Raw genomic sequence first — 20769 nt, 5'->3', positions numbered from 1 at the left:
GAGGGGATTTTTTCATGGGAAAAATTAGAGTCACTTACGATGTAGAATTTAAGAAACAAGCTATAGATTTATACTTAATAGAAGGCATGAGCTATAAAACCATTGCGAAAGAATTAGGTATTCATCACTCGGTTGTAAGTCGTTGGGTGAAACACTTTGAAGCTGAAGGAATCAAAGGACTAGAAGAAAAACGCGGTAAAGCGAAAGGACCAGGTTTAGGTAGACCAAGGGTTAGACCCGAAGATCCTGAAGCTAAGATCAGACGATTAGAAGCGGAAAATGAAATGTTAAAAAAGCTCTTAGGGATGTAAAAGGAGGAATGAAAGTCGTATCCAAAATAAAAAAATTCGAAGTCATCCATGAAATGACAAAAACAGGTTATACAGTGACCATTCTATGCGATATTGCTGGTGTAACCAGAAGTGGGTACTACAAATGGATAAAACGGCATACGACGCCTTCAAAAAAACAATCAGAGGATATCGAAATTAAGAAAAAGATATTGAAGTGTCATAAAAAATTAAGAGGAATTTATGGATATAGAAGAATACAAGTTTGGCTGAAAGCCACATATAACCTTCATTTGAATCATAAACGCATCCAAAGATTGATGAGTGAACTAGGTATCAAAGCCGTAATTAGGAAAAAACGACCTTATTACGGAAAAAAAGAAGCTTATGTGATTTCAGAGAACCATCTAAATAGGGAGTTTCAAGCTTCAAAACCGAATGAGAAATGGGTAACCGATATTACCTATTTGATTTTCAATGGACAGCGCTTGTACTTATCCGCTATTAAGGATTTATACAATAATGAAATTGTTGCCTATGAAACCAGTCGTAGAAACGACTTAAAACTTGTGTTAGATACACTTAAAAAGGCAAAGAAAAAACGAAATGTGAAGGGAATCCTCTTACATAGTGATCAAGGGTCCCAGTATACATCTCGTCAATATAATCAATTACTTAAAAAATATCAGATGAAGGCAAGTATGTCTCGAAGAGGCAACTGTTGGGATAATGCTTGTATGGAAAACTTCTTCAGTCACTTTAAGGCAGAGTGTTTTCATTTACACTCCTTCCATAAAGCGAATGAGGTCAAACTTGCCGTGCGTAAATATATGTACTTTTATAATCATCAAAGATTTCAAAAGAAATTAAATAACCTGAGTCCATATAAATATAGAACTCAGGTTGCTTAGTTGCGCTTTTTTAATACTGTCTACTTGACAGGGGTCACTGCATTCAATGACTTCCTTCATATTTACTAAGTTTCGTTGTTCGTTCGCGCTTATGACTAGCATATCTTTCCACCTCCTCCTCTTATCCCACATTAACGAGCAGTAAGACTCCCACCTCAAAATTCAGCTTGAGCAAAGAAGTTAGGCGGGAGATCAACTGCCCGTAAACGCCCGATTGGTGTGGGCTAATAATCAGTGGGGATGGACAACCCCCCCACTGATTAAAGTTTCACTTTATCCTAACAAAAATCCCCGATTCAAATCATCTCTTGGGTCTACAACGAACTGATGAAATCCTGTAATAAATGCATTCCCCGTTACTTTTGGAACGACAGCTGCATATGTATCTACCGCTGTTACTGACAATACTTCTCCCTCAAATTGGCCGTCAGTAATGCATTCGTGGATGAACATCTCTCTTTTTTGTAAGGCATCTTTTTCAAAAAGAGTTGCGATTCTTGCGGATGTTCCTGTACCGCAAGGGGAACGGTCTACTTGCCCATCAGCAAAGATCGTTACATTTCGTAAAGTAGCGTCTTTTCCTTTCGGTTCATCTGAGAAAATAACTCCGTATATTCCTTTTAAATCTTCTTCAAGTGGATGTTTTACTTCCATTTGACTTTCAATGTAGTGTTTAATTTTACCGCCCCACGTTTGAATTGCAGCTAAATCTTTAAAATCGACTTTCAAACCAAACTCTTTACTATCCACTACAGCGTAGAATGCTCCGCCAAACGCGATATCTACTTGAAATTCATAGTCATCTATTTTGATAGGAACGTCTTTTTTGTATACGAACGAAGGAACGTTTTCAAATGATACTGACTCTACTTCGCTCCCGTTATATGTTGCATACGCAATAACTTCCCCGGCAGGGCTATCAATAATGAATTTTTGTTTTTCCCCTATCACTTCAAACATACCTGTTTCAATTCCTACTGTAATAACAGCGATAATCCCGTGACCACACATCGTACTCCAGCCTTCATTGTGCATAAATAACACGCCAAAATCAGCATGAGGACTTGCGGGCGGAGTAATGATACAACCGTACATTCCGTGATGTCCTCTCGGTTCATACATAAGAACCTCGCGAAGATGATCCAAATGTTCCATGCAGTATGCGCGTCTTTCCAGCTGCGTTTCTCCTTTTATTTCTGCTACCCCGCCCGTAATGATTCGAAGTGGTTCCCCAGCTACGTGAGCATCAATTGTTGTGTATATTTTACTAACCTTCATTTCTATCTCTCCCCTATATGTTGATACTATTTTCATTGCAAGTATCATGCCAACGCATAGAGTATAAATCTGTATACATTTTTTGAAAAATACACACTACTGTCTACTTTTTTATACAGTAGACAGTGGGCAATCATTAATCTCCAATCACCCGTACACTCACCAAACCCCAAAACTAAAAAAAATCCCCCGAAACCTCGGGGACCCATCAAACCCTAACCGCCACCACATCCGGCACTTGCTTAGCAATCTCCTCACCAATCCTTATACTTGCCGTTGCGGCCGGGGATGGTGCGTTGCAAATATGCAGAGAATTGATGCCAGAGATAATGCAGAAGTCATCAACCATATTTCCGTTTGATAATATAGCCTGTGCCCTTACACCTGCATGGGTTGGCACGATATCTTTCTCTGTAAGCTCTGGTATTAAGCGCTGCAAGCTTTTTAGGAATGATTGTTTACTGAATGAGCGCACCATTTCTTTTATGCCTTCTTTCATATTTGGCATCGCCATTTTCCAAAATCCTGTGTATGTCATTGTTTCCATGAAGTCTTTTATATCGAAGTCTGTTTTCGTATAGCCTTCGCGTTTGAAGCTTAATACTGCATTTGGTCCTGCATGTACATCCCCGTTTATCATTCTTGTGAAATGAACACCTAAAAACGGGAATTCTGGGTTTGGAACTGGATAAATTAAATGTTTGACGAGATTGCGTTTTTCTGGGACAAGTTCGTAATATTCACCGCGGAACGGAACAATTTTCATATCTGTTAATATACCTGTCTTTTTCGCAATACGATCACTATGTAATCCAGCGCAGTTAATGAGAAATTTCGTTTTAAATACACCTTGATTCGTCTCAATTGTTACAGCGTCTTTCTTCTCAGTAATACGCTCCGCCGCTGTTCCTAAATGTACTTCTCCCCCGCTTTCTTGGATCAAGCGAGCAAATGCATAACTTACGCCTTTATAATCAGCAATCCCGCAAGATGGAACACGGATTGCGCCAAGTCCCTTTACATGAGGTTCGATTTCAGCTAATTCTTCCTTACCTATTTTTTTAATATGTAAATCGTTTTGTAAGCCTCTTTCATATAAGTTATGTAAAAGAGGAAGTTCTTCCTTTTCTGTAGCGACAATTACTTTTCCGCACATGTCATAAGCGATGTCATTTTCTTTACAAAATTGAACCATAGCTGCGTTTCCTTCTTTGGCAAACTTCGCTTTATAACTCCCTGGTTTATAATAAATTCCAGAGTGAATTACTCCGCTATTATGTCCAGTTTGATGATGTGCAAGTTCCTTTTCTTTTTCAATGATCGCGATTTTCGCACGAGGGAATTTTTTCGTTAAAGCCATTCCTGTTGAAAGCCCAACAATTCCTCCGCCAATAATTATAAAGTCATACATCCTACTTCCCCCTTAATATGATGAAAGGCAGGTCTTTTTTAAGACCCCCCGTACAAACTTATTTAGAAAAACAACCACGTTGACGCATTAGTTCTCTATATAAATCTTTATTTTTCTCAAATGCAGCTCTTCCGTGCATCCAAAATAAGTTGTTTAAAAGAACTAAGTCACCAATTGGTAATTTCAATGCATGTGTTGCTGGTGAGTTTTCAACAGAATATGATAAGTATTTCAAATAGTTTGCTTGTTCAATATTATCTGGATAAGCGAACTGATCAATAAAGCAAATACATGGTGCGTTATTCACATCAAAAAACGTTTCACGATAGACGATTTCTTGCGCATTTTTACTTGGTGGTGCTTTATACGTAACCTTAACAGATGCGAGCGAATGATTTCTAAATTTATGAAGGTCTTCCCAATCGTCTAAATGTAGTAAACGGGATTCCCCCCCTACTGCATTTTGCTCTTCAATTTTCATCATAAGAAGCCAATCTGTCGGCTCATCAACGAATGTACCGTCCGTATGCAGTGTAAACAATCGGTACGCTTGACGAAGGTAAGAATCACTACTATCCGTATCTTTCACATTAAATCTAGCATAATACGTTCCTGTCATTGCATCAAAGTTTGGCTCCCCGATTAAATGTGTTAATGCTGTTGCAAATTTCACGTAGTCTGCTGCATCTGACGTTTCACCTTGCACCCCAATTGTAAACCCGCCCGTTTCACGGTCATGAACAATGCCGCGAATGTTATCCATAAATGATTGCCCAAAAATCTTTCTCATTCCATCCGCAAGATTAAACCGAGAATAAGGAATGTATTGTAATGACTGCTCTGAATGCTCTTTTACCTCTTCAAAAAATTGCTTAAGCAATTGCTGGTTTAGCGTAATATGATATAAACGTTTATGCTCTGGATGAGGAACAATCTCATACCCCTCATATTTCTTTGCAAATTTCATCTTTGCATTTTGTTCTGTAATAATCGACATTTCAATTCCTCCCTAATTTAAATATGAAGAACTTATTGACGTTTTGTACAGACAGTTATCCTTATCTTCTTATACTGAGATTCGGTCTTACTGCCCTAACATCGAAAAAGCCAGTTATACGCATCCACGACATAAAATCGTAGAAACGTACAACTGGCTCATAATTACGAGTGTTCTTTAATCTCTTAAAGTACAATAATAATAGACAGTTTGTATGAAAATATTTGTAAAACAGGAAAGCAAGATCGAATATAGAGAAGGCTAATTTCTCGTATGGATCTTATTAATTAAATAATAATTCAAAATATTCTAACTGTCAATTCGTTTTTTATTATTTTCTCTACATACTTTATATGTTTTAAAAATCCCCTTACTTTCTACGCACCCTCTTTTTTTCATCTCTTGTTTTACAACTTACACTTCATTTAACTTTTTCATAGTTCTTGCCTCCTCAATAAAATAAGCCAGTCGTATCTCTTTAAAAGAAATACAACTGGCTCTCGTTTATGGTTGTAAACTAGATAGTTTTTATGGTGTTGTTTCCTCGTACTCTCCCCTGGGCTGTTCATCATTTAAATAACTTACATATTGGCGATGTAAATCTTTCACCGCACTGACGATAGCATTTTGCGCTTTTCCTTGATAATGGTCCGTAATATCTTGAACGATTTCCTCAATACCATCTTGCAAACTATGTCCTCTCAACATTTGAGCGACGAAGTCTCTACCATGCTCTGTCGCAAGCGTACATGACGCTTCAATAATGACATGATATTTATGATCTGCCTCAATTGTAATTGTTAATGTTTCATACATACTGCGAACAGCCATACCTTTCGGAAGTCTCGAATGTCCTGCCATAAAAAAAGTCCCTTTACGCATATTTCATCCTCCATTACTATGTTAAGAGCCAGAAAAACAATGTACACATTTGCATTGAATTTTACTACCCTTATCCTTATAGCTCGTACTTCTGCTAAAGAAGCTCAAGTGGAAAGAAGTTACTCTCTTCATTTTCAAACATAAATCCGGGCTTACAGCGAGGCTAATCACTGTCATCCGATAATAAGTTAATCATAATGAAATTAAACTGAATATTCAATATTAAACTCTGCAAATTTCATGAATAAACAAGAAAATTCTCTCGCCCAGGCACATATACTGTTCAAAAGAAAGAAGGAAGTGGTCTCATGTATTACGGAACGAAAGGCTGGTACGTAGCTGAACTAAAAAAATTAGGTGTTCGCTATCATGAAGGACGAAAACTAGAAAGTTACCGCGCACACGTATTACGCAATTTATTAATCGCACAACAAGAGACAACGAAAGAAGAGTAATTCACTAACAAAACAACTCTCGAGATATATCGTCTATTCAACAAATCCCGTCAAATCTCCCATCTAAACTACCAACTAATCACACATTGATACAAACCCAAAAAAGGTGACCTACACAGGCATGCCCATCAACTTAAGAATTCAGAATCACCACAAAATGAAAAAATAAGCTTTTTTGTCACAAGTGTAGCTTTGTAAAAAAGATTGATTAAAAACATCAAACCTCTATAGATTTCTTAGAGGTTTGATGTTTTCTTGTTGGATATTTATGTTAATCTAACGATAAACATTGTGAAGAAATGTACTTCAACTAACGGGGCAGGTTAGTTGAAGATTGCTTTGACCTTTGTTCAACAATTGAGCCATTTAGTTGAAGATCTCATCAAATAAGTAATGATATTTAAAGGAATAATTCATTCTGATAAAGAACATTAAAAAACGTGATGATAAGGAGGCGATTGTATGGCAAATCATGTAGAAAATCTATATAACTATCATGTATGGGCAAATCAAAGGATTATTGATCATCTTAAGACACTTTCTCCTGAGAAATATCAAAAGGAAATGAAAAGTGTCTTTTCTTCTGTTTCAAAGGTTTTATCTCATCTCTATTTGGTGGAATATGGATGGCTTAGAAACGGAATTTCACACTTTAACATCCCGGTTTAAAACCTTTTTGAACAGACAGGAAGATATGGAAAAGAGAATAATGTTGGATAATCCATGGGCAGGATTAAGAGAAACAAGTATATCTGAAATGGTCTTACACGTTGTGAATCATGGAACCTATCATAGAGGGAATATTTCAGCTATGTTACATCAGTTGGGTGATTCTTCAGTTATGACTGATTATGCTTTTTATTGGTATTCTTGAAATGTTATTCATTAAGGCTCAGTAAAATAATCAAACTTTTTTATGAAAATCTCATACTTAGCTAAAAGGGTAACTCCATTTTGATCAATCTTTATTCAAAATGGAGTTTTTGTATTTGTTGTTAAATAAAAAAGGATAATCAGCCTCATAATGGACTAACTATCCTGTAATTTATTAATTTAATAAACGGGTGACCTTTCTTTCTTATTCACAAACAAGAATTTGTCTAGAAAATGATCCTTTTCTTGTGATACAGCGGTCTGTAATTTCAAATCCTGCTTCATGAATCATGTCGTCCATTGTTTCCATCGTAACAACGACTACCTTTTTTGCAATGCGGCGCGCACTTGAAAGAATGGAGAACTGGTCTTCTGGTGTTGCATGCGTAAATAAGTCGTAGGGCATATCGATAATTGCAACGTCGTAGTTCTCAGTAATTTCCTCGATTGGACCTTTTGTTACTGTTCCTTCAAACCCGAAATGTGCAATGTTTTTTCTCGTTCCAAGCACCACAAGTGGATTTATATCTCTACCAACGATGTTAATTCCCATAGAAAGTGCTTCTACTACTACTGTTCCAATTCCGCAGCACGGGTCAATCGCTCGTACTCCCTCTGGGTTTGGTACAGCGATATTTGCGACAGCTCTAGCAACACGTGTGCTCAGTGATGTCGAATAGCTATGCGGTTTTTTTATGTGATGATACCAAACTGGATCACTTTCTACATAGTGTCCGAAGTACCAGCGTCCTCCAAGAGGAACAATCCCGAATACACGCTCTGGATTACGAACATCCGCTTCTCCTTCAATATGCATACCGAGGTCTCGTTCAATAAGGCGTCTTTCTCCATATTCAATTTTATTTTCTTTACCAAGATCATTGATTTTAACGAAGATAACTTTGAATGTCGCTCCCGCTAAATCAATTTGTTCCACTTGTTTTAAAATGCTTTCTAAGTCGTCCCCTTCATACATAACCTCGACGCGCTCTTTAATAAACGGACTTCTACTCGGAGCAATCTTGACTTCACTTTTTAAAATATTAACGTGAGACTCCATCCCAAAGAACGAGCGCATTTCCAAGTAACATAAGGCACGCTCCTCTTCGCGAAATGCATACGTATATATACATGCAGGTGTTTTACTATGATTACTCAATCTATTATCATCCTTTATCGTTTAAAATTGTTATGATCAAAATTACTCAAATACTTTTTTCATATAAAATTAAATGATATCATATGCCCGAAATAAAGAGAAACCTTTATAATTTGTTTTATAAATAAAAAGAGACTGCCTATGGCAATCTCTTTTATTCATTAACGGAAAGAAGATACGTTGTTACCCATTGCTTCGTAGTAATCTAAAATACCTTGATAAATAGCTTCTGCTGCACTTTGTCTCTGTTCTGGTGTAGCAATTTTATCAGCATCGCTTTTATTATCTACAAATGCTAATTCTGCTAATACAGCTGGCATCGTATTTTCTCTAATTACATATAAATCGCCTTTCTTCACACCGCGATCTTTTGTTCCAAGTGCATCTACAAGACGCTCTTGAATTTTCTTTGCTAATAAACGACTTTCTGATACATTCGGGTTTGTCCCTCTTGCTGTCGCTGATTCATAGTAGAATGTTTCTGTACCTTGTCCTTGTTTACTATCCGTACCATTACCATGAATACTTACAAAAATATCACCTTTATTTGCCTGAGCAAATTCTACACGTTTTTGTAAAGACTCAGCTGCAGTGTTTCCTGGACGTGTATCATTCTCACGAGTTAACAACACAGTAAACGGTGTCTTTTTCTCAAATATTTTCTGTAATCGTAATGATACATCTAATACGGTTTTACTTTCTTTCTCATAATAACCAGGGTTCCCCGAATCAATTCCACCATGACCTGGATCAATAATAATCGCTTTACCTTCTAGGAAGTTACCTTGCTTCACTGGGTTTAATTGATTTTTATCCACCCATTGGAAACCAGCCCCCATACGGATACGAATCCAGCTATCTTTTTCTTCAATAACAGTTACTTGTTGTGCTTTATGTGTGCCTGCCACTGTAGACGTATGTGAAGCTTCTTGATATGTAGTGAATTCTTGATTAATAGACTCTGTTTTTTCTTGTAATGGTGTCCACTTCTCACCTTTACTTGTTACAACCTTTAACCAACCATCCGCTCTTTGCTCTTTCACTTCAAGCATTTGTGGCTTATGTTGAACGTCAGTAATACCAGATGATAACGATGCTTGATGATATGTAATAAAGTTTCTATTCATATACATTCTTTTCGATGTATTTGTTTTATTTTTATCTGCCATCGCGATGAACTGAGCTGCTTCAGCACGACTTACAGTACCATCAGGCTTCCAACCATTTCCTGTACCCATTGAAATCTCTAAAGCTACTAAAATATTAGCTTGTTTCTTACCCCAATGAGGTTCCAAATCTTTAAACTGCGTTGGAAGTTCTCCAATAATTTTCTTATCTAATGAATATGCTTGTACAAGCATAGATGCCATTGATGCACGGTTAATTTGGCTTGATGGATTGAATTTCCCAGTACCATCTCCACTAATTACACCTGCTTTTTCTACCGCAGCAATATATGGTGCTGCCCAATGAGTTTGCGAATCTTTAAAAGATGGTTTCGCTTTTGGATCAATTGGTAAACCAAGAACGACTGCTAATATTTTTGCAGCTGATCCTTTATCTACTGCTTCAGATGGAGAAAAAGTTCCGTCTGGTTTCCCATCAAGCGCTTTTTTCCCTACTAAATAGTCAACCGATTCCTGCGCCCATGTAGGAACATCCGAAAACTTCTTCGCTGCTGCGAAACTACTAATTGGAGACGATAATAAACTTGCGGCTAAAATACCTGCCGCGACTGCACGATACTTCATAAATAATAATACTCCTCTCGAAAACCAACGTTTAAAACGCGTAATCTTAATATATAAATTACATCAAACGACGAACAAAAAAAATTAGTGCGCCTCTATCATTCTATAATACTAGAATTCTATAGTAAACCTACTTTCTTATTATTGTAAAATAAAATACACTTAAAGTATTTTTTATACACAAAAAAGTGGTTGATTCATAGAATCAACCACCCTCTCACTATTCTACTATCATTTCTGATAACACATATGCATAAACAAGTGCTTCTGTATGTGCAATCGAGCTTTCGTGCGTACGCTCAAATGCGTGAGAAGAATCAATACCAGCTCCAATTAACGCATGTTTCACATCAAATCCGGCGCGAATCGCAGCTGATGCGTCTGATCCGTAGTATGGATAAATATCCACTTTATATTCAATAGCGTTCGCTTTCGCCAGTTCAACTAAATGCTTACGTAAAGCGTAATAGTATGGACCGCTAGAGTCTTTCGCACAAATGGATACTGTATATTCATCAGATGCTTGTCCATCACCTAACGCTCCCATATCAACTGCTAAATATTCTACCGTTTCTTCTGGAATATTTGAGTTTCCACCGTATCCAATTTCTTCATTATTAGAAATTAAGAAATGTGTTGTATATGGCAATGTTACCTTTTCATCTTGCAATCTTTTAATTAATTTTAATAGAATTGCTACACTTACTTTATCGTCTAAATGACGTGATTTTATGTATCCACTCTCTGTAATTTGAACGCGTGGATCAAATGAAACGAAGTCTCCTACTTCAATTCCTAACTCACGTACTTCATCTGCTGAAAAGACACGCTCATCAATACGCACTTCAATATTTTTCTCATCGCGCTTCGCTTCCCCTGCATCTTTGTACACATGGACAGAAGTTTGATGCATTAAAATTGTGCCTGTATATTTCTTACCGCTTGACGTTTCAATTTCGCAATATTCCCCTTCTACAGAGTTCCAGCGAAATCCACCAATCATAGATAGACGAAGACGACCGTCAGGCTTAATTTCTTTCACCATCGCACCTAACGTATCAACGTGTGCAGTTAATAAACGATGCTGCTCATCATTCTTTCCTTTAACCGTTAAAATAAGAGCGCCTTTATTATTACGCTTCGTCTCTACATTCCACTCACTTACATAATTTTCAATAAAACTAATAATTTTCGCCGTGTTTCCAGATGGACTTGGAATAGAGACAAGCTCCTTAATAAGTTCCATCGTTTCTTTCGTATGATGTGCCATTGTCGTTTCCTCCTCATTTTCTCTACTATTTAGTATAGCGAAATTACGATAAAACCTCTACTCATATAGTTTAATTTTCTAAATTATAATAAAATTCACTTTATCCTAATCTCAATGACAAAAAAGCACCGCATTATCTCCATTAACACTGTGCTTTTTCTATAAAGTGAAACTTTAATCAGCCCGCATCAATCGGGCTTTTACGGGCAGCCCGACTCCCTCGCATTCGCCGAATTTTGAGTTTGGGGTCTTACTGCCCGCAAATAGCGGGATAAAACTACTCTTCCGAAACGTCCATCAAATAAATCCCTCTTGTAAATCCGCCGCGCTCTTCTTCTTTCTGCTTACGAATAAGCTCTACATCTTCCATTGTTGCACCTTCTGCACGCGCTAATGAAATAATAATTTCAAGTGCATCTGCAAGTGAATCTAGCGCATGTTCACGCTCTTTCATCGAAGCAAATTCACGAATTTCTTCTGTACCAATTTTCGCTAACGCTTGTATGTAAGCTTGCCCTGTTAATTTTTGTGCTGTATATGTTTTTCCAGACATCAAAATTTTCTCCGGGACACGATCTCTTACTAACCTGTTATAAGTTGACATCACTTTTCCTCCCACTTTTAATAACACCCAAGCTCTGCTTTATAGAAAAACCACTCTTTTTTCACACAAGCACTTAACATATCAATTCCTGATCCGTGCGCCTTTACTACCGGAAAGAAGTAATGCTCTGGTTCTTCTTTCTTATCGCCGTATAAGGTTTGGTACTCATCAGGAATCGCCTCTTTTTTCACATCCCGTTCTTTCTTCACTTCACCAGAGAAAGCAACAGCTGGATGTCCCTCAAAGAATAATGCAGTCCGTACCGCAAGAGATGGTGTACTATGCAAAGCATAATATGTAAGTAAAATAATAACGATAACACCGATAATTTTCTTCATTTATTACTCCTAAAAAAAGTGCTAACACAATTATACTAAAATGTGTTAGCACTTTCTTCCCTTTATCTCGAATTAACGGGCAGTAAGACTAATAATCCGCGGGGGATAAACAAATCCCCACGGATTAAAGTTTCACTTTATTCCCCTTTAAATGCTGGTAAACGTTTTTCTAGAAAAGCAGCAATACCTTCTTTATGGTCCGCTGTTTGTCTCATCGCATATTGACCACGCTTTTCGAGCTGAAGCGTTTGTTCTAAATTAGAACGATTTACTTCACATAAAATTTGTTTCGTTTGAATCATTGCCTTGATTGGTTTTTGTAACCATTCATTAATTTTTTGCTTCACAGCCATTTGGAAATCCTCACCGATTACTTCGTCAATTAAACCGATATCTAACGCTTCTGTCGCTGATAATTTCTTCCCTTCCCAAATGATTTTCTTCGTCATATTTTCACCGACACGCTTTTGAAGGAAGAAATGGCCGCCACCATCTGGAATTAAAGCGATTCCAATAAAGTTCATCGCAATAACTGATGATATATCTGCCATGACATAATCAGCTGTTAATGCAATACTTAATCCAAGTCCAGCAGTCGGCCCATGAATTGCACTAATAACAAGCTTTGGCATCGTATATAACGTCACAACGATTTCAGAAATTGTATTCATGATGCCTTCAAACTTACTTTCATCATTACTTGAAAGCATTGATTTAATATCTCCACCCGCAGAAAAACCACGGCCACTTCCGCACAACACAACAACGTGAACAGAACTTTCCGCCACTTCTTTCAACTTTTGTAATAACTCTTTTAACGTTGGTTCATCTAATGCATTTAAAACCTCTGGACGATTGACCATAACCGTTGCTACGCGCCCTTCATATTTCACAACAACAGATTCTGTTTTACTTGTTACTTCCATTATATACCCCTCTTTTCAACATAAAGATTATACTTATATAATTATAGAAAGCATGTTAAAAATCCTTCTTTTTTCTTAATTTTCTGTCTAATATCCTCGTAATTTGTATATATCTCCGTATAAAACATACAATTTCGTTAAAAAATATAGAAATTAAAGTCGGTTTATCCATGCTTTTCATCTATTTACCATTACAATGAAATGGTGTATTCTTAAGTTTGATGCAAAAAAACAAATATTGAAATTCATTCGCCTTATTATGTAAATAAGGCTTTTATCCCCATCTCTTGGGTATTGAACTAAAGGAATGAAGAAATGGAGGAATATATGGTTAATAAGTTGAAACAAACGGATAACTACTTCCCGCATTTCCTATTGCTATTCATTGTGTTTCAACCAATTTTAGATTTATTAACGTCTTTTTCAATCTATGTATTACACATGAGCGCAACAGTTGGAATCGTAGTCCGTTTCGCCTTTATGCTTCTTGCATTAGGTTATCTACTTCTTCATAGAAATCAACATGGAGCGAAAAAGTACATTCTCTATTTATGCCTACTCGGTATCGTACTAGCAATTGGTCTTGCAAATAATATGATGATTAAATCCCCAATTTCATTTGGCGAAGAAGTGAAATTTATTTTAAAGAGCATATATCCAATTGTGCTACTGTTTGGATATATTATCGCCTTTAAAGAGTTAAAAAATAAAGAATATACATTTCATAAAATCATTACATATTTCTTATATGCAACTTTAATTTTAAGCATCACACTAATTGTTGCAATGCAAACTAGTACAGATTTCCCAAGCTACCCTCACTCAAAGATCGGTTCAAGAGGTTGGTTCTTTGCTGGAAATGATTTAAGTTCTATTTTTGCAATTATGTTCCCAATCATAGTGTTATATTCGATTCATAAAACAACTTCTTTCTCGAAAATCTATTACTGGATTCCAACAATACTCGCGATGTATGCAAGTATTATGGTCGGAACGAAAGTAGGATACGGTGCAATTGTTCTAACTCTTGGCGTGGCACTTTTATTCTCATTCATTGAATATATGGTTCATCGTAAAAAAGAAGGAAAAGGATTCACATATCTCGTAAATACAGTTGTTGCCGCTATTATACTAGGAGGTTTAATTGCCCTTACACCGCATACTCCTATCGCAAAAAATATGGGCATCCACATGCAAATATACGAATACAAAAAATCAGTACAAGAAGAAAAGGATAGAAAAGAAGGGAAAATAATTAAAGAAGATCCTGACGCAGAGAAAAAACATGCAAAAGGTGAACTAACAGACTCTGAGGTCAAAAGTTTAATTTACAGTGATCGCGATAAGTTTTTAAAAGTATACAAACAATACTATAAAGACGCACCACTATCACAAAAATTATTCGGAATGGGCTATGCTGGTAACTATACGGTTAAAATTAAATTAATCGAAATGGACTTCCATGACATATTCTTTGCATTCGGAATCATCGGTTCTCTTATTTACTTCATACCATTCCTTTACTTCGGTATTAAATTATTACTCAGCATCATAACAAACTTTAAGAAAATATTAACTGTGAAATATATGCTATTAGCTAGCACCGTTGTACTATCACTTGGAATCGGCTTTATGTCCGGTCACGTATTAACAGCGCCGTCCGTTAGTATTTTCTTCGTCGTTATACTCGCCTACTTAATTGTTGATTTAGAGGTGGAATAAAAGAAGCAGCATCCAAATGGATACTGCTTCTTCTTTTGAAAGTAATACATGAAATTATATTAATGATTCTACAGAAGATATCGATTTACCGACGAAGTTTGATAAAGCAGCAATCTACAAAAAAAGACTAGATCACATTATGATCTAGCTTTTCAAAATTCCCCTATTGAAAAGACGCCCGAATCTCCTCCAACACCTCATCAATATTATCCTTCGTAATAACAATACCGAAGTCTTTCGGGACGTTGCTATCTTCCTCATTTACAACTTTATGCGCAATCAACTTTCCAACTTCCGGTCTGAAATGATGCCCATCCATATAGTTGTCTAAATTCTTTGTGACGGAGTTAAGATACATGAAATGGTGCACTTCTCCAAATACATCTACAGCGTCATGAAGCCATCTTTTATAATCTTCCCATCGCCCTGATTGAATCATCGTACGGAACAGAGGCTCTGAAACAGGCGTTGTAAAAATATAAAACTTCGTGTTCGGATTATGAGCCTTTACTGTTCCTAATATTTCTTTCATATTTTGATACTCATAATTCCCGCCATAAATCTCTTTACTAAACTTATCTACTTGCGCCGCTATTTGCGCATCACGTTCTTCTTTCGTATAATCGCGCATCGATTTTATATTCTCTCGATTGTACCGATCAAGATCCGTACTATGATGAGTGGAATTTGCAATTGTATTCTTTGAATAAGTAATCCCGTCCATACTGACATACGATTTAATCGGATACAATAAACTTTGCGCCTGATTAATATACGCTTCTGGTTTATCAAAACCAATTTCCCTATTTTTGTTCGTTCCAAGGAAATCTAAACCAAGTACAATAGACTCGAGTCCACTACCTTTTTGTTCTTTTGCATATTCAATATATGCATCATACTCACGCGGATCTGTACTGCTTACCGCATAATTAAATGCGTTTAACCCGGTGAAGTCATTCTCGTTAATAAAAGTCGTTCTACTACTTCCAAGTATAACTCCATCATATGTAAACGGACGGTACGTTATATAATTTGTTTTCTGTTGTCTCTCGTTAAACCCGTACTGAACATCATTCCACTTATTTTTATGCGGGAATAACCAAAGTGAATCTATATAGCTATTAAATATCCCGACACCTGCCAGAGGAACAAAAACACATACAAAAACGAAAATAAGCCAATGTTTGTTTTTCATATTCTCCACCTAGAAATTAAAGTATAAAAACTCACTAATACTCGTTAAATGTAACACGCTATATACGAGTAATACTGCAGTAAATAAAGCAGTCCATACATTCGGACGGAATGAATCTTTTAACTGAATTGAATTTTTTAAGAAGAAACTAATACATAACGCTCCGAAAATATATGCTACCATTTTCGGATCTAATAAAGAGACATGGTACCCTTCACTAAATGAAACACCGTACTCTTTTAAAAATTGCAGCTTCTCTATTATAAATGCTGGGAATACGCTATTTGCTAATTCGATTCCATTTAGCCCGAACATTCCTTTTAACACTTTCACCGCATCATGCATAGATGTTGCCCTAAAGAATACCCACGTTATATTAATGAAGAAAAACGTAACGAACCAACCAGCAAAGGCTGGCATGCGCCCTCCTGCTTTACTCCATAGGCGATGAATAACAGAAGCCAAACCGTGCAAGAACCCCCAAAAAACAAATGTCCAACCAGCTCCGTGCCAAAGTCCACTTATTAAAAATACAATCATAATATTTACGTATGTACGCGTAATTCCTTTTCGATTTCCTCCTAGAGAAATGTACACGTACTTCGTTAAAAACTGGCTAAGCGTCATATGCCAACGATGCCAAAACTCTTGTATATTCACTGCTTTATACGGTGAATTAAAGTTTTGAGGTAATTTAATATTAAACATTAAAGCGATTCCAATTGCCATATCACTATATCCACTAAAATCAAAATACAATTGGAACGTAAACGCTAACGACGAAAGCCATGCTTCGACAAATGTTAATGATTGCTGCACATCAAACCCTTCATGTACAAGGGGTGATAATACATCTGCAATACCTACCTTTTTGAAAATACCAACTGCAAATACAAATATACCAAGAACGATATACTTCGATTGCCAGCGCTTTTTACTATTGTCAGCAAACTGCGGCATAATTTGCGCATGATGTACAATCGGTCCTGCAATAAGCTGCGGGAAAAACGTTACAAACAATGCGTAATCAAGAAAATGACATGCCTTCGTTTCACCACGATACGTATCTACTAAAAATGCAATCTTTTGAAACGTATAGAAACTAATCGCAAGCGGTAACGTTAATGATAATAATGTAAAATGAGTTCCAATTAATGCATTAACATTTTGCAAGAAAAAATCATAATACTTGAAATAACTAAGCATTCCTATATTAAATATTAACCCTACCGTTAAAAGAAGTTTACTCTTATGTTTTACGAGCCTCATTCCGATAAAGTAGTTCACAATGAGTGACACTAACATAAGCGGTAAATATTTCACATTCCAATAACTATAGAAAAATAAAGAGGCCGCAACAAGCCAAGCCTTCGCTAATGTAGCATGTCCAAATTTATTTAATAGAAAATATAAAAGAAATGCTATCGGTAAAAATAAAAAAATAAACTCAAATGAGTTAAATAACACACCATCTCTTCCCTTCCAAACAAATCACACCTTATTCATCTTATCTTATCCAAATAGTGAGTGTCAAAAGGATTCCGCTCCCCTTTTCTTCTATTATATATAATAATCATTTTAATCGAATTATTAACATGATAAAATATTAAAGGCGCTTTTATATAAAAGAATATATAATAGAAATGTCGGTTTTTTGCACGAAATGTATTTTTGAAAAAAGTGAGGAGAGTCCTTTGGTATTTAGTAGTTCTGTTTTCTTATTTATCTTTTTACCTCTCGTATTATTTTTCTATTTTATAGTGCGTGCCGAGCTACGTAATTTCGTATTACTTGCATTTAGTTTAATTTTCTATGCATGGGGAGAACCTCGATTCGTCCTCTTAATGCTCTTTTCTATTATATTAAACTACTGCTTCGGCCTACTCGTGCATCATTATGATAAACGAAAAAATATGAAAGTCACATTTTTAATTATGGCTGTGGTCGGAAATATTTTATTACTTTCTTATTTTAAATATATTTCATTTTTCACAGACATTTTAAACAACGCTTTACATTTATCTATCCAGGTGGAACCTATTCCACTACCAATTGGGATTTCATTTTATACATTCCAAGCGATGTCCTATGTCATCGACATATATCGTAAAGACGGGGATGTTCAAAAGAATCCACTTAACTTAGCACTATATATATCAATTTTCCCGCAGCTTATTGCCGGACCAATCGTTCGTTACAATATCGTTGCTGATCAAATTAAAACGCGCATCCATTCTTTTGAACGATTTACAGAAGGTATCCAAATTTTCGTTTTAGGATTAGCGAAAAAAATGTTAATCGCCAATCAAGTTGGATTTGTCGCAGATAAAATCTTTGCCTTACCACCATCTGAAATGAGCGCTGGAACGGCTTGGATTGGTATTATCGCCTATACACTTCAAATCTATTTCGATTTCTCAGGATACTCTGATATGGCAATTGGACTTGGAAAAATGTTCGGATTTGATTTCCCGAAAAACTTCAATTATCCGTACATCTCGAAATCCATTTCAGAATTTTGGAGAAGATGGCATATTACACTAGGCTCTTGGTTCCGCGACTATATATACATTCCGCTCGGCGGAAACCGTGTATCCAAACTAGCAAATTACCGTAACCTCTTCATCGTATGGGGATTAACCGGTTTATGGCACGGGGCAAGCTGGACATTTATCGCCTGGGGATTATATTACGGCTTTATTATCTCGATTGAAAAAGCTGGATTCGAGAAAATATTAAATAAGCTATGGAAGCCGCTGCAACATGCATATGTACTAATCATCGTTATGATTGGTTGGGTCTTCTTCCGAGCTGATAACTTCGCATACTCGTTCCAATATTTAAAAGCGATGTTTGGCATAGGGAGGCAATCTTTCATCGATGACAACACAATGCTCTATATACATGAATACATTGTCATATTTATCATCGCCTTTATCGCAGCGACACCAATTTTGAAACGTGTTAAAAACATATTAGAACTTGCACCACAAACGTATACATTCACGATGCAAGTTGTACGTCCTATATTATTACTAACATTATTTATGATTTCGATTATGTATTTAATTAATTCGACGTATAATCCATTTATTTACTTCAGGTTTTAACTTATCCCGCTATTTTCCGGGCAGTAAGACCCCCACCTCAAAATTCAGCGAAAGCAAAGAAATTAGGTTGGGGTCGGGCTGCCCGGAAAAGCCCGATTGGTTAAGGCTAATAATCAGTGGGGGATGAACAAAAACCCCCCACTGATTAAAGTTTCACTTTATGTAGGAAGGAAAAGTTATTATGAAAAAATTGGGGAACATCGTCCTATTTATCGGTTTTCTCACCATTATCTTTTCATTTGGCATATTATCGCTTCTCAAAACTGACCGAGCAGTTTCGTCCGTTGAAAATCGTCCGCTCGCTCAAAAACCAGCTCTTACAAAAGAAGTTGCCTTAAATGGTAGTTTCTTTAAAGACTTTGAGACATATACAAACGATCAATTAATCGGAAGAGATGATCTCATAAAAAACTATACACTTACCCAAATTAAAATGGGCAAGTCTCTCATTAACGATATTATTCTAACTGATGATAAATGGCTTCTGAAAAACCCTGCTTGGACTACAAAATATAATGAGATTGACCAAGCTATGCCAGCTGTAAACGACTTATCTCAGTTTTTAAAAGAACAAAACATTGAGTTTTACTTTGCCTTACCACCGTCCAAAACGAATGCATTATCATTTAAATTACCTTCTCATATTCACACATATGCGCAGGAAAATTTAAATTATTTTCTAAATAAACTTCCAGCGGACGTAAAGCCAATTAAACTCATGGAACATTTTAAGAAAAACTATACAAATGAAGAAATACAAAGTATGTACTTTAAAACAGACCATCACTGGAATATGGATGGTGCCTTCTTAGGCTATCAATATATAATGAACACAATCGCGCAACAATCTTCTATATATAAAGGAAAAGAAATAAAAAAAGAAGATTACACTCGTACGTGTGCTCCAAATACACATCTAGTCGGAAGCTTTAACAACCAGCTTTACCAACTGATCGATGCGACTGGAGAAAAACTATGCTACTACACACCGAAAGACGGTTTCAACTTTACGAGCGTAGCCGCAAAAGATGTAAATGGCACTGTATATCGCACATTAGATGAACTATACGGCGTAGAAAAACAAAATGATACAACATCATACGCAGGTTATTATGCAAATGACTATCCAGAAATCGTTATCGAAAACAACAATGCACCAAATGATGTACGAGCTTTAGTCCTAAAAGATTCATTCGCAAACGCAATCGTGCCTCACTTAGCACAAAGTTTCAAACACACATCCACCCTCGACCTTCGTCACTATCACGAAAAGGATGTATATCAATACATTAAAGACAACAACATTAACATGGTATTGTTCGTGTATAGTGATTCGAATTTGAGCGGGGATATGTTTAAGTTTAAACAATAACCATATAACACAGCCATAAAGCTTATACATGGCTGTGTTTTTCATTTTAGATTCTCTCTGACTATCCCCCTCAAACTAAAAAATAAAGGCATCTTATCACTAAATAGCTAGTACATTTTGTAAGTACCTCTTAAAATCTAAAAATTTAGATCTCAAATAAAAATTAATAAACCCTACAAAACTTATCTCCTTCCCCTTAAATTTTTTTACATGATTCTACTATTA

At 36.3% G+C, this 20769-nt stretch carries 18 protein-coding genes and 1 pseudogene; 7 read left to right on the top strand and 12 right to left on the bottom strand.

Going from position 1 to position 20769, the window contains the following annotated elements; translation table 11 throughout:
• Positions 1-14 precede the first annotated feature (14 nt).
• Positions 15-311, top strand: coding sequence for a transposase (locus JFU23_RS20225; RefSeq protein ID WP_201031948.1), 297 nt, complete (start codon positions 15-17; stop codon positions 309-311).
• Positions 312-319: 8 nt separating this feature from the next.
• The gene (locus tag JFU23_RS20220) at positions 320-1201 is read left to right on the top strand and encodes an IS3 family transposase (protein ID WP_201031949.1); all 882 of its coding nucleotides are present in this window, start codon (positions 320-322) and stop codon (positions 1199-1201) included.
• Positions 1202-1474: 273 nt separating this feature from the next.
• Here the strand turns inward: JFU23_RS20220 and JFU23_RS20215 are convergent, their stop codons facing one another.
• The 4 genes from JFU23_RS20215 to JFU23_RS20200 form a co-directional block, all read right to left on the bottom strand.
• Entirely contained in the window at positions 1475-2527 is a 1053-nt protein-coding gene (locus JFU23_RS20215) for a proline racemase family protein (protein WP_201032562.1), read from the bottom strand.
• A 160-nt stretch (positions 2528-2687) separates the two neighbouring features.
• The gene (gene lhgO / locus JFU23_RS20210; RefSeq protein ID WP_201032561.1) at positions 2688-3890 is read right to left on the bottom strand and encodes an L-2-hydroxyglutarate oxidase; all 1203 of its coding nucleotides are present in this window, start codon (positions 3888-3890) and stop codon (positions 2688-2690) included.
• A gap of 58 nt (positions 3891-3948) precedes the next feature.
• On the bottom strand, positions 3949-4887 hold the full coding sequence (gene glaH, locus JFU23_RS20205) for a glutarate dioxygenase GlaH (RefSeq protein ID WP_201032560.1): 939 nt from the start codon (positions 4885-4887) through the stop codon (positions 3949-3951).
• 528 nt (positions 4888-5415) lie between these two features.
• Positions 5416-5769 carry a DUF3870 domain-containing protein gene (locus JFU23_RS20200; RefSeq protein WP_001225455.1) on the bottom strand — a complete coding sequence of 118 codons (354 nt, stop codon included), beginning with the start codon at positions 5767-5769 and terminating at the stop codon, positions 5416-5418.
• Between the two features lie 308 nt (positions 5770-6077).
• Between JFU23_RS20200 and JFU23_RS20195 the strand changes: the two genes are divergently transcribed.
• Together JFU23_RS20195 and JFU23_RS20190 are read left to right on the top strand one after the other, a co-directional pair.
• Entirely contained in the window at positions 6078-6224 is a 147-nt protein-coding gene (locus tag JFU23_RS20195) for a YflJ family protein (RefSeq protein ID WP_002010895.1), read from the top strand.
• 462 nt (positions 6225-6686) lie between these two features.
• A pseudogene (locus JFU23_RS20190) lies at positions 6687-7098 on the top strand (DinB family protein).
• 204 nt (positions 7099-7302) lie between these two features.
• Here JFU23_RS20190 and JFU23_RS20185 read toward each other — a convergent pair.
• The 6 genes from JFU23_RS20185 to JFU23_RS20160 form a co-directional block, all read right to left on the bottom strand.
• Positions 7303-8256 carry a TRM11 family SAM-dependent methyltransferase gene (locus tag JFU23_RS20185; RefSeq protein ID WP_002188490.1) on the bottom strand — a complete coding sequence of 318 codons (954 nt, stop codon included), beginning with the start codon at positions 8254-8256 and terminating at the stop codon, positions 7303-7305.
• A gap of 161 nt (positions 8257-8417) precedes the next feature.
• Positions 8418-10007 carry an N-acetylmuramoyl-L-alanine amidase gene (locus tag JFU23_RS20180; RefSeq protein ID WP_201032559.1) on the bottom strand — a complete coding sequence of 530 codons (1590 nt, stop codon included), beginning with the start codon at positions 10005-10007 and terminating at the stop codon, positions 8418-8420.
• Positions 10008-10227: 220 nt separating this feature from the next.
• Positions 10228-11277, bottom strand: coding sequence for a M42 family metallopeptidase (locus JFU23_RS20175; protein ID WP_085309440.1), 1050 nt, complete (start codon positions 11275-11277; stop codon positions 10228-10230).
• Between the two features lie 277 nt (positions 11278-11554).
• The gene (locus JFU23_RS20170) at positions 11555-11881 is read right to left on the bottom strand and encodes a nucleoside triphosphate pyrophosphohydrolase (RefSeq protein WP_002125566.1); all 327 of its coding nucleotides are present in this window, start codon (positions 11879-11881) and stop codon (positions 11555-11557) included.
• 17 nt (positions 11882-11898) lie between these two features.
• Entirely contained in the window at positions 11899-12219 is a 321-nt protein-coding gene (locus tag JFU23_RS20165) for a hypothetical protein (protein ID WP_002134648.1), read from the bottom strand.
• Between the two features lie 137 nt (positions 12220-12356).
• Complete coding sequence (locus JFU23_RS20160) at positions 12357-13145, bottom strand: enoyl-CoA hydratase (RefSeq protein ID WP_085309438.1); 789 nt, start codon at positions 13143-13145, stop codon at positions 12357-12359.
• A gap of 327 nt (positions 13146-13472) precedes the next feature.
• Here JFU23_RS20160 and JFU23_RS20155 point away from each other — a divergent pair, with 327 nt between their 5' ends.
• On the top strand, positions 13473-14867 hold the full coding sequence (locus JFU23_RS20155; RefSeq protein ID WP_085309436.1) for an O-antigen ligase family protein: 1395 nt from the start codon (positions 13473-13475) through the stop codon (positions 14865-14867).
• Between the two features lie 163 nt (positions 14868-15030).
• Here the strand turns inward: JFU23_RS20155 and JFU23_RS20150 are convergent, their stop codons facing one another.
• The gene (locus tag JFU23_RS20150) at positions 15031-16062 is read right to left on the bottom strand and encodes a hypothetical protein (RefSeq protein ID WP_085309434.1); all 1032 of its coding nucleotides are present in this window, start codon (positions 16060-16062) and stop codon (positions 15031-15033) included.
• 9 nt (positions 16063-16071) lie between these two features.
• Positions 16072-17529: an MBOAT family O-acyltransferase gene (locus tag JFU23_RS20145; RefSeq protein ID WP_201032558.1), complete on the bottom strand. Its 1458-nt coding sequence runs from the start codon at positions 17527-17529 to the stop codon at positions 16072-16074.
• Positions 17530-17756: 227 nt separating this feature from the next.
• On the opposite strand from JFU23_RS20145, the gene JFU23_RS20140 reads away from it, so the two are divergent.
• Complete coding sequence (locus JFU23_RS20140; RefSeq protein WP_201032557.1) at positions 17757-19172, top strand: MBOAT family O-acyltransferase; 1416 nt, start codon at positions 17757-17759, stop codon at positions 19170-19172.
• Positions 19173-19353: 181 nt separating this feature from the next.
• A complete protein-coding gene (gene patB1 / locus JFU23_RS20135) occupies positions 19354-20544 on the top strand; it encodes a secondary cell wall polysaccharide O-acetyltransferase PatB1 (RefSeq protein WP_201032556.1) in 1191 nt (396 codons plus the stop codon).
• The last annotated feature ends 225 nt before the right edge of the window (positions 20545-20769 follow it).

The organism is Bacillus sp. TH50 (assembly GCF_016650565.1).
GTDB classification, from domain to species: Bacteria; Bacillota; Bacilli; order Bacillales; family Bacillaceae_G; genus Bacillus_A; species Bacillus_A mycoides.
This window is presented reverse-complemented; position numbering and strand designations above follow the sequence as displayed.